The following is a 13,590-nucleotide window of genomic DNA, read 5'->3' on the forward strand; positions in this document are numbered from 1 at the left end:
GGCAGAGTTAGTTTTTTCTCTTTGTTTCGGGAACAACGTAACTGTCGCGGGCCCGAACCGCGACGTTTGCCTCATCGACCCTAACCTTCACTTTCCTGGTCCTGCCAGATCCAGTATCCTCTTTCGGGTAGTATCCGATACTGTAAAACTCGCGAAGCTCGCTCGCGATCTTTGCAAACGCCCGATTCAGATTTCCGATAGAATCAGCCACGTGAAGCCGACCTCCGGTTCTGTATGCCAATTGGTCAAGATATTCCTGGCCGCGGGCATACTCCTCGGGCGTCGTTCCACGGTCGCCGGGCGTAACTACTACCGGCTCCTGCGCGGGTAACGGAAGACCGTTCTTCGATTGAGCGATCGGAGGCGTCCCCTGAGGCTTCGAATCCGGGATCATAATGGTGGATCTGCCCTTCATTGCCTGTACATCTTCAAATGTGTCGTAGCGGATCGGATAGATCAACGCGTCCATTTCCAGCGCGTCGCGAAGATTGTCAAGGTCGTGAGAATTTCGGCTTGTAGTATCGACGCCGTCGGTAAAGATCACCATCGCCTTTCGGCCTTCAAGTTTCCTCAGCCGGTCGTTCATGGTCATATCGACCGCTTCGTAAAGGCTCGTTCCCGTCGCAATTCGGGTGTTCCTGATCGCACGGTAGATCGTGTTCCGATTATTCGTCGCCTCGCACATCATATGAACTTCTTCGTCAAATGCTATGACCATCACCTGATCGTCGGGCCTCAATTGGTCGATGAATGCGATCGCCGCTGATTGGATATCGCCGATCTTGAATTTCGACGAATAGCTCATGTCGAGGACAAGGGCGACAATAAATGGCTGAGCTTCGTTCGAAAAATGCGATATTTCCTGGTCAACGCCGTTCTCAAAGACCTTAAATTTGCTTCGTTCAAGGCCGCCCACGAACCGACCTTTTCGATCGAGAACCCGCACTGGTACGGTAACAAGTCGGGTATCGACCGAAATGACCTCGTCCGAGTCTTCCGTGGCGATCGCCGAGATGTCATTCTTGGCTTCGACTTGTGGCGTCGGTGTTGGCGACGGGGCCGGGTTTCGACTATTCGCTTTGCCTTCACGCGAAGAGGGCGGCACCCGCCGAGACTGTCCCGCCGTCTCGAAGACAAAAAAGTGCAGCGCGGAAAAAATAAGACAAATCGAAACGAATGGTTTCATGATCAAGTTGCTTCAGCGATTGTACGATGCTTTGACCTCTCCGAAAAGATGTATTTGCGCAATAAAGGCCGCCAACGCGGCGGCCAAGTGCACAGATCGAAATAAGGCCCTAATTTCCGGCAAACTTATTTTCGCTCTGACCGACGATATAGCTCGATTTCGCGCGAACAACGAGGTTGGGGCGCATTACGCGGATGCGTATCTGCTTACGATCACCAATATTGCCGACATTTTCGGGATAATAGCCGAGCGAGTACTGACGCCTGAGTTCCTCGGCAATACCTGCAAATGCCGCGTCGAGATTATATGTTGTGTCCGCTTCAAACTTTCGTCCGCCGCTGTTCTGTGCAAGCGTCTCCAGATATCGACGCCCGGTCTCGTAATCCGTACCGCCGGATCCTCCGCCACCCATTCTGACATTGCCGCCGCCGAGTATCGCTCCTAAAATATCGCCGAGACCTATGCGCACACCTCGCCGCGAGCCCCGGTTGATTCCGCCACCACCGCTGTTACCGCCAAATCCGTCACTTTGTGTGTTATAGCGGATCGGATATATCAAAGCGTCAGACTCTTCGGCATCCTTGATAGTGCTGTCGTAAGATGCTCTGCGCGAGGTAGTGTCGACGCCGTCAGTAAATATTACGACCGCCTTACGGCCTTCGACGCGGACCAATTCCCTGTTGAGAACCTGATCGACCGCCACGTATAAACTTGTTCCATTGCCAAATTGCGCCTGCCTGATCGCGTTGTGCAGTTCATAACGGTTATTGGTCGGTCGGGTCAGCACGGTGACCTTATCATCAAAAGCAACGACCATAACACGGTCATTGCTTCTAAGCTGGTCGACAAATGAGATAGCGGCACGGTGAATTTCATCGATGCGATAAGCAGTTGAAGGACTGACGTCGATCATCAAAACGACCGTAAATGGCTGTTCGACCGACTGAAAGAAGCCGACCGGCTGTTCGATCCCGTTTTCGTAGATCTTGAAATCACGCTGTTGAAGCCCGCTTACGAACCTGCCATCGCGATCTAAAACAGAGACCGGGAGCGTAACCAGATTTGTCTCGATCTTGATCACCTCATCTTCCTCGTCACCAGCGGCCGGGAGATCTTTGCGGGTCGTGCCCTGGGGCGAACCTTGAAGCACAGGTGCCTTTCTGCCGGACTGCGTATCCGCAACATCCTCAATTACTTCCGGCGTTGGTGTTGGCGTGGGCGCAACTCGAGGCCGTGTTGCTCGATTTGACTGGGCAAACGCGGAAAGCGAGAGCATTCCCAAAAGTAAAAGCGCAGTAGCTGCTTTTTTCATAGTTACTGATCCTCCGGGCCTAGGATGTCTTTTGGGGAAAGCGCTGAATATGATTGAGTTCAGCAGAGTATAGTTGCTAACTATTTTTGTCAAGAACTTTTATCGCCAGATCGTGAAAATCGCGTCTAACGGCGTTGATGTTAACGAAGGGCAGAGAGTGATGGTGGGTCCTGTTGGTAAGAAGCACAAAGACGCGTTCTTTGACCGGGTCGATCCAAAGGCTTGTGCCCGTAAACCCATTGTGACCAAAGCTTTCCGGTGACATTCGTGTTCCGGCAGTGGAATCTTTGGTCGAAGCAAGCTGAAATGTGAATGAGCGATCTTCGTTCAGCCCTTTCGTGAAGTTAGTACGGAAGAGTTCGCAAGTCTCCGGCTTCAGCAAGGTCGTGTACTGCGGCAGGAACTGAAGAGCGATCTTGAACACCTCTTCCGCCGTCGAAAACAACCCCGCATGCCCCGCGACACCGCCCATAAAATATGCGTTCCCGTCGTGAACCTCGCCCCAGATAGGATAGCTGCGAAGTGCGGAGGGCGGGATGCGGAGCTCCGGAAACTTTTCGATGCAGGTTCGCCGTTCGTATTCGTTGCCGTTCTCGCTGGCCGCGACCACTAAGCGTTCGATTCCGCGATTCGAAGGATTGAAACTCGTTCTTGACAGGCCTAGGCTCTTTGCGACCCAATTATCAAATTGCGAGTCTCGGCTCAGTTTTTCGATCACGAGAGCCAATGCGATGAAATTGAGGTCACTGTATTCGACCTTTGAGCCACGCCCTCTGATTTCTTGAGCTCCGATGATGTTCGCAAGGTCAATGTAGCTCGGTGTTCTCGCAAGAAAATAGAGCGGCAGCCACGCGGGAAGCCCGGAAACATGCGTCCCTAGCTCCTGTATCGTCAGATCAGAGACACGCAAATGCTCAAATGCCGCATCTTGATCGACCAAGGAAGTTCCAAGCCCTATCTCGCCATCCTCGATCTTAGACGCAGCGAACAAACCGGTCACAAGCGGCTTCGTCAAACTCGCCAGATCATAGATCGTATCGAGCCTGGCGGGTATGAGTTCGGGCTCGACAACGGCATATCCGAGTGCATCATGAAATTTGACCTCGCCCTTCTCCGCGACCAGATAGACCGCCGACGGGAAATCGTTGGCGGCGATGCGTTCTGAAAGAAATTTTGAGATCTGCTCGTTCATTATCGTTTCTATGTTACCTGAGTGTTGCATGGTTGACACCAACGGACGATATAAATAGACTCAGCATTCGAACTAATTCAATTTGGAGGTTTCATTTCGATGAGCAAAGAAAAGAGCGCCGCACGTTCGGCTGAGTTGATCATGCAGTTGTACGACCTTCGTCGCGAGGCGACCATGCGAAAGGCTCGCGACTGGATGTTCACGTTCAACCCGACGAGCGCTGATGAAATTGAAAAAACGATGATGGATCCCGAGGTCGGCGGCTATTTGCGAATGGTATTGTCTTATTGGGACATGGCCGCGTCCTTCGTAGGTCACGGCGCGATCGACGCCGAGATGTTCAATGATACCGTCGGTGAGCACATCGGTGTTTTTGCAAAGATCGAGCCATTCATCGAAGAACTTCGGACGAAATGGGACATGCCCGATGCTTTCAAGAATCTGGAGAAAGTAATTTACGACAAACCCGGCGGCAAAGAACAGCTTGAAAAAACGCGTAATTGGATGAAATCGATCCAGGATCAAATGAACAGCGACCAGACAAACGAAGCTGCCGCTTAGTCTTCCGCATTTATTTGGTTCTCACTAATAGCGGTCAACCCAATAGCTATCAGCTGTTTCTTGCGTTCAGGCGGCCTACGTGCTGCTCGATCTTTTCAAGCACACCCACGGCGAGCGAGAGAGCACGACGGCCGTCAAGTCCAGTGACCGGTACGGGTGTGTCGTATTCGATCGCGTCGAGAAACGCGTTTATTTCTGCTCGCAGAGGTTCGACGTCGTTGATCTCAAGCCGGTTGATCGAGATTCCCAAAAGCGGGTGGGCCGCTTCGGGATTCAATGATGTTAACGAAGCGAATTTCGTCGCATAGTCCAACACGACGTAAGCATTTGTCTGATAGAACCGCGTCTTTCGGATCTTTTCTGTTCCTATTCGTGACGCGGTGATATTCGCGACGGCGCCGTTCTCAAATTCGATTCGAGCATTGGCAGCATCGACCTTGTCGGATATTACCGGAATACCGACCGCACGAATTTCGCTCACCTTCACGTCGTCGCCTACCAGCCACTGAACTGCGTCAAGATCGTGTATCATCACGTCCAATACAACATCGACATCAAGCGAGCGGTTCGGGAACGGCGACACGCGATGGATCTCGAAATAGAGCGGTCCATTTACATGCGGTCGAAGAGCGACCATCGCGGGATTGAACCTCTCTAACTGGCCGACCATCAGTTTCGCACTCGAACGGATCGAAGCAGCGATCATCTTATCGGCTTCGGCAAGCGACGCAGCAATGGGCTTTTCGACCAGAACATGCACTCCAGCCTCAAGAAACGAGCATGCGATCTCACAGTGCGTCTCGGTTGGAGTAGCGATAGAGACCGCATCGACCCGACCGACAAGCTCGCTCCAGTTGTTGAAGACGGCACCACCGTGCTTGAAAGCGATCGCTCTCGCAGTGTCAGAGTTGACATCGCAAGCTCCGACATATTCCAAACGTCCCTCTTTGGCAATTTCGGAATAGTTTCGTGCATGATGCTGACCAAGGCTGCCTACACCAATCACCGCAGCCCTCAGTTTTCGTTCGCCTGCCATTGTTTGAACACGATCTCCATTTCAGTAATACTTACTATTTTCGGCTATGTTCGTTTAATAAACAAAGATGGACCTGTTGAATCGATCTCTAAACTCAAAGCACTTTTGGCCGATTTTCTTTACTTTGGCTATTTTTATCTATTTTTTTGGGCTGACGATCCCGCTTCTCGGTCCAGATGAACCACGCTACACCCAAGTTGCGAGGGAAATGTTTGAGCGAGGCGATTGGGTGACGCCAACGCTGGGCGGGTTCAACTGGTTTGAAAAGCCTGCCCTACTTTATTGGCTTCAGCATGCGGCATTCAACGTGTTCGGGGTCAGCGAATTTGCGGCTCGGTTAGGTTCGGCATTCTTCGGATTAGGGACGGTCGCGTCGCTTTTCTTACTTGGGCGCACCGCCGAGGCTGAAAAGGACGATTTTGAGACGAATGGCGCATGGATCGCGATGGTCGGGGCATCGACTTTGGGTCTGATAGTCTTTTCGCGCGGAGCAAGTTTCGACATTATCCTCACATTCCCAATAACAGCCGCGTTAACCGGCTTCTACCTTTACGATCGATCGGACAGATCGTCCCGCGTCCGTTTCGCCGGGCTGGCTGCGTTCTACGTATTTACCGGGCTGGCCATTCTCGCCAAAGGCCTTGTCGGACTTGTGTTCCCGTTCGCGATCGTCGCATTTTACCATTTGATCTCTCTGAAAATGCCCTCCAAAGAGGTCCTGATTTCTTTGATCTGGGGGACTCTTTTGACTGTCGCCGTTGCCTCGTCGTGGTATTTACCGATGTATCTGAGACACGGATACGGTTTCATCGACGAGTTTTTCATTCAACATCATTTTCAGAGATACACCTCGAACAAATATCAACACCCTCAACCGTTCCATTTTTTTCTATGGGTATTGCCATTGATGACGATCCCGTGGATGCCGTTCTTTATCGTAGAGGTATGGAGGAATATCCGTGACCGATTTTCTCGTGAGCGCACGCGATCCTGTTCAGCCAGTGCGTCACTTGTACGTTTCGCATTCGCCTGGATCATCGTTCCGCTTGTCTTCTTTTCGTTTTCGGGTTCGAAACTGCCGGGTTATATACTGCCTGCGGTTCCCCCAGCAGTCGTCTTAGCAGCGATCGCCGCAGCGAGATTTGCGAACCGAAGCTCGTTTCGTGCGGCTTGTGTAAAGCTTCTCGCGGTAACGACCTTGGTTACCATAATCATTATTTTGCAGTTCGTGCTTCCCGGCTTCGCTGATAACGACTCCGTCAAACGCCTGATCACGTCGGCTGACGATCGTGGGTATGGCATGAACAAAGTCGTTGGCTTTGTGACGATCTCGCATAATGCCGAGTTCTACGCCGCCGGACGGCTGCTTCGGGGAAGCGACGGTAAGCAGCGTAGGTTGAATGGCCCGTCCGAGGTTACAGAACTGCTTATGTCTGAAGGGAAACCAGTGCTGTTGCTGATCCGTCCGGAACACCTGAAGCACGTCGTTGACGATCCGGAATTTGCTGTCGAGATGATTGCGGACAATGGCGAACTGGCGATAGTTGCAGCTACACTCCGCCGGGATGCAACTCCGAAGCTCTAGTTAGCCGATCCATCAATGCGGCTCCAATACCCTCGGGGCTAACGGTTTCGCAATAGATCGTCTTGATCCCTTGTCGATCGCACTCGCGAAAAAACTCATAAAGATTCCGGGCATATTCGTCGACCGATTGACAGGTGCGAACTGCCCCAAGGTTGGCTGATGGGGTTGAAATACCAATAAAAGCCGCATCTGAAGACGAATCGAGCGTCTGACCCGGATCAACAACGACGACACTCGCGGTCGGTGAATAGTGACGGTGTTTTAGGCCGGGACTCTTGGGGCTCTCAACATCAATTCGAGTCTCTTTCCTGATCGAGGGAATCGCCCGCCGAAGTTGTTCGACCGATATCGCTCCGGGCCTCAATACCGCTGGCGGTTCAACTGTACAGTCGACAACTGTTGACTCAAGCCCGATATTCGTTAGTTCGCCCTGAAGTATGCAGTCGATCCTGCCTTTCAGATCTTCGTATACGGCCTCCCATGTGGTCGGACTCGGACGGCCCGAAAGGTTCGCAGATGGTGCAGCAATGGGGGTTCCGCATGCCGAAATGAACCTATTCGCGATCTTGTTTGACGGCATTCGGACCCCAACGGAACCCAAGCCGGCAGTCGCGATCATGGGCACACGATCTGACTTCGGAAGGACCACCGTAAGCGGTCCGGGAAAGAAGGCATGGACTAGTCTGTGGGCTGATTCAGGAACATCGCTCGCCAGTTGGTCGATCTGGCCGACGGATGCAACATGGACGATGAACGGATTATTGGCTGGCCGATTTTTCGCTTCAAAGATATTGCCTAGCGCTTTCTCATCAAATACATTCGCGCCGAGCCCGTAGACCGTTTCCGTCGGAAACGCTACGATCCCGCCATTTCGTATGAATTCTGCGGCGACATCCGGAGAAGTTGTCAAAACGGTCAGCACAACAAGAGTTTCACCTACAGCGGCTGAGAAATCAATCGTTCGTCATTTTGGCAGTTCGGAAATTTACTTACGCAAATTCCGAACGTCTCCGCGTCTAAGATATGTGACCGAGTTTGAAATGCCTTGATGAGGCGGATCATCGAGTCAATATTAATACTGATAGGAGATACTAGATCATGTTTACAACGGTTGGAATCATTGCAATACTTATCGGCCTTTTACTCCCAGCGGTTCAGAGATAATTTTTTCCCACATTTTCCCCCAAGCCGCCCGCTTAGCCCCTCTACGGCCAAGCGGGCTTCTTATTTTTTCTGACCCATTACGGTAAGATTTGTTTAATGACCATCGCCGACAAACTTGCCTCGCTTCCGACCTCTTCGGGAATTTATCTGCACAAGGATGATCGCGGTCGGATCTTGTACGTCGGTAAGGCAAAGAACCTCCGAAGTCGCGTAAGACAGTATTTTCAATCGAGCCGTAATCAGGACGCAAAGACGCGGCGACTTGTAAAGTTGATCTCAGATTTCGAGTTCATTGTTGTCGACAGCGAGGTCGAGGCTCTCGTACTTGAATCAAATCTGATCAAGAAGCACAAGCCTCGTTTCAATGTGATGCTGAAAGATGATAAGCAGTATCCACATTTGAAACTGACCAACGAGCCATTCCCGAAGGTCGTGATAACTCGGCGTCTGGTTCGCGATGGTTCGAGCTACTACGGCCCATTCCTGCCAGCGGTTCTTGCCAGAAAGACGCTGAATCTTATCAATCGTGCGTTCCAGCTCCGGACATGCGAGATCGAGATCGACGGCAAATTGCCCAGGCCGTGTCTTGAATATCACCTAAAAAGATGCCTTGGTCCGTGCGTTAAGGGATTATGCAGCCAGGAAGAGTATCAGGAGGCAGCACGCGACGTCAAAACGCTTTTGGACGGAAAGAACAAAGAACTTGCAGGTGACCTTGAACAGCGAATGTGGAGGTTCGCCGACGAGAACAAGTTCGAATTGGCTGCCAAGTACCGTGACCTGCACCAAACGGTGATCTCACTAGGCGATCAACAAAAAATGGCCACGACAGCAGACCGAGATGTAGATATCTTCGGATTTTATCGCGAGGGTCAGCGTCTTGCTTTGCAATTGTTCACAATGAGAGAGGGGCGGATCGTGGGTCGACGGGAGTTTTTCTGGGAAGACCTTGCCGAAGATGAGGGCTTCAATGCAAGCGAATTTCTGGGTGAGGTCCTTGTGCAATACTATTCTACCGATTACGTGCCGTTGGAGATTCACGTGCCTTACGACTTCGAAGACCGGCCGCTTCTCGAAACTCTGCTTACCGAACGTCGCGGACGTCGCGTGAAGATCCTTGACCCGCGTCGTGGAAAGAAACGCGAACTCGTCGTGTTGGTCGAAACAAACGCCAAGATCGCATTTGAACAGCGATTCCGAGTATTAAAGCCTGATTTGGAAAAGGTCTTATCCGAACTCCAGGAATTACTCGAACTTTCTTATTTTCCGGAGCGGATCGAATCGTTCGATATATCCAACATCTCCGGTTCAGAGAACGTCGCAGGTATCGTTGTTTATGAAAACGGTAAGCCGGCAAGGGGCCAGTATCGACGATTCATTATCAAGTCCGTCGATGGAGCGAACGACTTCGCCTCAATAAACGAGGCGGTACATAGACGATATCGGCGAGCACTCGACGAAAACCACGCGTTGCCGGATCTGATCTTCATCGACGGTGGAAAGGGACAGCTTACGGCAGCCGCGGCGGCGATGAGCCAACTTGATCTTGAGCAGATAAAGCTCGTCGGATTGGTAAAGCCGCCCAATCGCCATAATGAAATCTCGCATATGCTGATCCACGGTCGTGAGGATCGCCCGATCGAGTTCGATCGCAATTCGCTTGCTTGCCGACTGATCTTGCAGATCCGGGAAGAGACACACAAAACCGCGATCGAATTTCATCGCAAACGGCGGGAAAAACGAGATTTCACCTCTGAACTAACTGAGATACCCGGAGTAGGAGATAGCCGGAAACTGAAACTGCTGCGACATTTTGGCTCGATCGAAAGAATCGCAAAAGCGACGGTCGCAGACCTAAAACCGCTGGTCGGCCCACGAACGGCAGCGGAGATCTTCGAACATTTCGAGCGACAGCGCGAGATCGGTCATCGTGATTCTGTTTAGGGTTCCTCACACATAAGCGTTTTCACCTGCTTAAACAATTTCCTGAACTCTTTCTCGCGCAGGTCATTCTCCGGACCATCGGAACCATCGTATTCGATCGATCGGTTAGCACAATTCCACCAGCCGAAAGACATCGTTTCGACCAACGCGAACTTGAATCGATCCGGAGAATTGAATTGGTCGTCAAAAATTCGCTTCAATCGAGCAGGGTCCGAATTGACCTTGCGTGACGCCATATTAACGTCGGCCCAGACTCTTAGCAATGCCTCGCCGCCGGCAACCAGTGCAGGTAGGTAAGTTTCCTTGCAGTCGCTGGCACCACCATAGCTTTTCAGTGCCTCAGGATTTTTGTAAGCCAACATGGTGACGCGCGAAAGCTGGTAAACCTGATCGATCTCTTTCAGTTTCGCGTTACGGACGTTCTCCCAAAAGCCCGACTGGACCAACTTTAGTCCAGCGAGTTCACCGCGAACCCTCGCATAATCGGCTTCGAGAACTTTAACATCGAGCTTCTCGATCTCAGAGTAATTCCAAACTGTCGCACTTGTTTCGATCCTGAATTCGCCCGGCCGCAACAGTCTCTGTGTGTTCCGAAGCTGCTCCGCCGAGTATTTACTTGAATCGTAAACGCCGCGGTATTCACATGCCTCGGTCGACCAGTCAAAAGTCTTGTTCTGACCAGTTGCGGCGAACGAAAATAACAGAATAGCGAGGATAACCTTAATTCTCATAATCCATCACAGGCGTTTGTGATCCATTCAGAATGACGGATGCCACGCTGAGATTTGCATACTCGATCGTTCTTTATGGATTAAAACCGCCGACCGAGTGTTCGTCCGGATCTGCCGCCGGTTCCAAAAACTCGATCGCACGCTCGATCTTTTCGCGGGAGCCAAGCAAAACGACGGTATCCGCTTCATGTAGTTCGTATTGTGCACCCGGACTTATCTTGGTCTCGTTCCCGCGAAGAACGGCGATGACGGTCGCACCGGTTTTTCCTCGCAGATCGATCTCTCCAAGAGTCTGGCCTATGACATGCGAACCGGGCTTTACCTTTACGGTCTCGGTGCTTGCAGCATCAAGAGCGACGCTTAGGTCATCCATTTTCAACGGAACGATCGAAGGCGAACGAAGCATTTCATAACCTTGCTTGCGAATTCTCTCAACCTGACTCTCGATCACATTTCGAGCAATTCCATATTTATGGAGAACCCGTGTGAATATCTCAATGCTGGTCTCAAATTCCTCGGGAATCACTTCATCGGCTCCAAGTTCGAGCAGTTCTGTGATCTCAGCGACATATCGGGTCCGCACGATGATATGAAGTTCCTCATTTAAGCGGCGTGATTGTTTTACGGTTAGTCTCGCCGCATGAGGATCGGACATTGCCAACACCAGTGCCCATGCTTTTTCGATCCCGGCATGACGCAAAACTTCGCGTCTTGTCGCATCGCCAAAGTTTATCTTTTCGCCTTTTGCTTTTGCCCGCCGAACCTCTTCGGCATTCACTTCGAGAACAACGTAGGGCACGCCGATAGCCCTCAGTACACGAGCCAGGTTTCTTCCGTTCAGACCATAACCGACGATGATAACGTGCTGCTGCAATCCGCCGCTGGACGTCATATGAATGTCTTCGGCTTCGGCATTTTCGATCGAATGCCGGCCGCCATCCTTAAAAAGACGCTGAACCGCCGACCCGAAAAGCGGAGCGTAACCGATCACGAAAGGAGTTGCGATCATCGAGATCACAGAGGCCGCTAAAAAGTTCTGATAATCTGCGTCGGGCAACACCCCGGCAACGCGGCCTGATTTCGCCAATACGAACGAAAATTCTCCGATCTGAGCAAGCCCGAGTGCTGCCATCGCCGAGACACGCTGCGGGTAACCGAGCAACCTGACTATCGCCCAAACGATCAAGGCCTTTCCGGCGATCAGACCGACTACCAACAGGATCACATTTACCCAGTTCGCAGCAAATGCCGAAAGCGATAGCAGCATCCCGATCGAAACAAAAAACAGGCTGTTGAAGACATCTCGAAACGGAAGGATATCAGCAGCGGCCTGATGGCTGTAATCTGTATCGGCGAGCACAACGCCGGCGATGAACGCGCCGAGTGCCAGCGAGAGGCCGAACTGCGACGTCACCCAGGAAAGTCCGAGGGCGAGGAGTACGATCGTCAGCAGAAAGACCTCCGGGCTACGGAGCTTTATCACTTCTTTCAGGAAACGCGGTATGACCAGCCATGCCAGGAACACGATCAACGTCAGTGTCAGCAGCGAGACCGTCAGGTTGATCACGATCGAAGCGGTGGAAACGACGTCCTTTCCGGCGAGTATCGGTATCATCAGAAGCATCAACACGATGCTGATATCTTGAAATAGGAGAATACCGATCGCGGCGCGCCCGTGCGGAGAATCGACTTCATTCCTGTCAACGTAGCTCTTCAAGACGATCGCCGTGCTGGAAAGCGCAACCAGAAAGCCGAAAACCACCGACTGTGCTGCTGTTCGGCCGAATGCCATCGAAACGACCGCCGTCGCCGCGGTTGTTATGGCGACCTGCAACCCACCGCCGATCAAGACCAACCGCTTCATCTCGCGGAGTTTTCGAACCGAGAACTCAAGCCCTATCGTGAACAGAAGCAGCATCACGCCGATTTCGGCAAGTAGCTCGATGCCCTCGAGTTCCTTTATAAAGCCCAGACCATAGGGACCGATGGCAATGCCCGTCAAGATCAGGCCGACCAACAGCGGCAATTTCAAACGCAAACAGATGTATGCCACCGGCAATGCGGCGAGAATGATAATGATCAGGTCATTGAATAATTGCGGCGTGTGCATTATCCGCTAAATGATATACCAGTTCGGGTTTCACCTCACGTGTAATTGATTTTCAGCAGATTAACGGTGACAATGTCCACGATGTAAATGTCATTCAGGAGGATAACAGATGCAGTCGTTTCTGAGTTTTGGCTTGTTGCTTATCGTATTGTCGTTTTGCGGTATCGGGGACCGTCTTAAGAGCCTGCAGGGCGGCTCGGAATCAGGGCCTGCGTCAAACTCGCCGACAACGACGGGCGACGGAACGGCCGAGAAGGCGAAGATGTCCGCCTCGCAGCAGGCTATCGCCGATAGCGGTATCGAGGTGAAATGGGATGATCAGGGAATCGCGTGGAAGCTGCCTAGTTCGTGGAAGAAAATGAGCGTAATGAAGGAATCGTTCAATTACGGCTCCCCGGACAACGCTTTCTTGATCGGATCGGTCTCTGTAATGGCTGACAGTTTTCCGTCAGATGTTAGCCTGAAAGCAACGTATGAAAGTGCATTGGAACAATTGAAACAAGGAAAGTACGAGAAGGTCCGATATCTTGAGATCGATGGTGTTAAGGGTGTCGAATGGTGGGAATCGATGCCGGAAGACAAAGACGGGCCGCGGCGTCATCAATGGATCGCTTTCAGGCGATATCAGGGTCAGAATCAACAGCTGAACATCATGCTCTCGACCAAAGGCACGAATTTCGAAAAGCACCGCGATACATTTCCCGCGGTCATGTACTCAATGACGATCCCAAAAGGATAATTAAGAAAGCCCGGCTTGCCGGGCTTTTGA

Annotated in this window: 11 protein-coding genes; 4 read left to right on the forward strand and 7 right to left on the reverse strand. The window is 51.7% G+C overall.

Features of this window, described 5'->3' with window-relative positions:
- Nucleotides 1-7: 7 nt before the first annotated feature.
- The 3 genes from IPM28_06480 to IPM28_06490 all read right to left on the reverse strand — a co-directional run bounded on the left by IPM28_06480 (nt 8) and on the right by IPM28_06490 (nt 3,690).
- Entirely contained in the window at nt 8-1,105 is a 1,098-nt protein-coding gene (locus IPM28_06480) for a VWA domain-containing protein (GenBank protein MBK9172637.1), read from the reverse strand.
- Between the two features lie 190 nt (nt 1,106-1,295).
- On the reverse strand, nt 1,296-2,498 hold the full coding sequence (locus IPM28_06485) for a VWA domain-containing protein (protein ID MBK9172638.1): 1,203 nt from the start codon (nt 2,496-2,498) through the stop codon (nt 1,296-1,298).
- 76 nt (nt 2,499-2,574) lie between these two features.
- Nucleotides 2,575-3,690 (reverse strand): serine hydrolase, encoded by a 1,116-nt coding sequence (locus tag IPM28_06490; GenBank protein MBK9172639.1) that lies wholly within the window; start codon nt 3,688-3,690, stop codon nt 2,575-2,577.
- A gap of 99 nt (nt 3,691-3,789) precedes the next feature.
- Between IPM28_06490 and IPM28_06495 the strand changes: the two genes are divergently transcribed.
- Nucleotides 3,790-4,251, forward strand: a complete 462-nt coding sequence (locus tag IPM28_06495) for a hypothetical protein (GenBank protein MBK9172640.1) — start codon at nt 3,790-3,792, stop codon at nt 4,249-4,251.
- Nucleotides 4,252-4,300: 49 nt separating this feature from the next.
- Here IPM28_06495 and IPM28_06500 read toward each other — a convergent pair whose 3' ends face one another.
- Nucleotides 4,301-5,287, reverse strand: coding sequence for a Gfo/Idh/MocA family oxidoreductase (locus IPM28_06500; protein ID MBK9172641.1), 987 nt, complete (start codon nt 5,285-5,287; stop codon nt 4,301-4,303).
- A gap of 208 nt (nt 5,288-5,495) precedes the next feature.
- Between IPM28_06500 and IPM28_06505 the strand changes: the two genes are divergently transcribed.
- Nucleotides 5,496-6,872, forward strand: a complete 1,377-nt coding sequence (locus IPM28_06505) for a glycosyltransferase family 39 protein (protein MBK9172642.1) — start codon at nt 5,496-5,498, stop codon at nt 6,870-6,872.
- Here IPM28_06505 and IPM28_06510 read toward each other — a convergent pair.
- Nucleotides 6,838-7,794 (reverse strand): threonylcarbamoyl-AMP synthase, encoded by a 957-nt coding sequence (locus IPM28_06510; protein MBK9172643.1) that lies wholly within the window; start codon nt 7,792-7,794, stop codon nt 6,838-6,840. The genes IPM28_06505 and IPM28_06510 overlap by 35 nt on opposite strands.
- A gap of 338 nt (nt 7,795-8,132) precedes the next feature.
- Here IPM28_06510 and uvrC point away from each other — a divergent pair, with 338 nt between their 5' ends.
- Nucleotides 8,133-9,980 carry an excinuclease ABC subunit UvrC gene (gene uvrC, locus IPM28_06515; GenBank protein ID MBK9172644.1) on the forward strand — a complete coding sequence of 616 codons (1,848 nt, stop codon included), beginning with the start codon at nt 8,133-8,135 and terminating at the stop codon, nt 9,978-9,980.
- Here uvrC and IPM28_06520 read toward each other — a convergent pair.
- Both IPM28_06520 and IPM28_06525 read right to left on the reverse strand, forming a co-directional pair.
- Entirely contained in the window at nt 9,977-10,711 is a 735-nt protein-coding gene (locus IPM28_06520; protein MBK9172645.1) for a hypothetical protein, read from the reverse strand. The genes uvrC and IPM28_06520 overlap by 4 nt on opposite strands.
- A 73-nt stretch (nt 10,712-10,784) precedes the next feature.
- A complete protein-coding gene (locus tag IPM28_06525) occupies nt 10,785-12,821 on the reverse strand; it encodes a cation:proton antiporter (protein ID MBK9172646.1) in 2,037 nt (678 codons plus the stop codon).
- A gap of 109 nt (nt 12,822-12,930) precedes the next feature.
- Between IPM28_06525 and IPM28_06530 the strand changes: the two genes are divergently transcribed.
- Entirely contained in the window at nt 12,931-13,560 is a 630-nt protein-coding gene (locus IPM28_06530; protein ID MBK9172647.1) for a hypothetical protein, read from the forward strand.
- The last annotated feature ends 30 nt before the right edge of the window (nt 13,561-13,590 follow it).

This window comes from Chloracidobacterium sp., assembly GCA_016716305.1.
In the GTDB taxonomy this organism is placed as follows: domain Bacteria; phylum Acidobacteriota; class Blastocatellia; order Pyrinomonadales; family Pyrinomonadaceae; genus OLB17.

Excerpts from the sequence above, each read along its gene's own strand:
- IPM28_06505 (MBK9172642.1), top strand. The coding sequence starts at position 5,496 with ATGTTTGAGCGAGGCGATTGGGTGACGCCAACGCTGGGCGGGTTCAAC.
- IPM28_06495 (MBK9172640.1), top strand. The coding sequence starts at position 3,790 with ATGAGCAAAGAAAAGAGCGCCGCACGTTCGGCTGAGTTGATCATGCAG.
- IPM28_06530 (MBK9172647.1), top strand. The coding sequence starts at position 12,931 with ATGCAGTCGTTTCTGAGTTTTGGCTTGTTGCTTATCGTATTGTCGTTT.
- IPM28_06525 (MBK9172646.1), bottom strand. The coding sequence starts at position 12,821 with ATGCACACGCCGCAATTATTCAATGACCTGATCATTATCATTCTCGCC.
- IPM28_06520 (MBK9172645.1), bottom strand. The coding sequence starts at position 10,711 with ATGAGAATTAAGGTTATCCTCGCTATTCTGTTATTTTCGTTCGCCGCA.
- IPM28_06500 (MBK9172641.1), bottom strand. The coding sequence starts at position 5,287 with ATGGCAGGCGAACGAAAACTGAGGGCTGCGGTGATTGGTGTAGGCAGC.
- uvrC (MBK9172644.1), top strand. The coding sequence starts at position 8,133 with ATGACCATCGCCGACAAACTTGCCTCGCTTCCGACCTCTTCGGGAATT.
- IPM28_06485 (MBK9172638.1), bottom strand. The coding sequence starts at position 2,498 with ATGAAAAAAGCAGCTACTGCGCTTTTACTTTTGGGAATGCTCTCGCTT.
- IPM28_06490 (MBK9172639.1), bottom strand. The coding sequence starts at position 3,690 with ATGAACGAGCAGATCTCAAAATTTCTTTCAGAACGCATCGCCGCCAAC.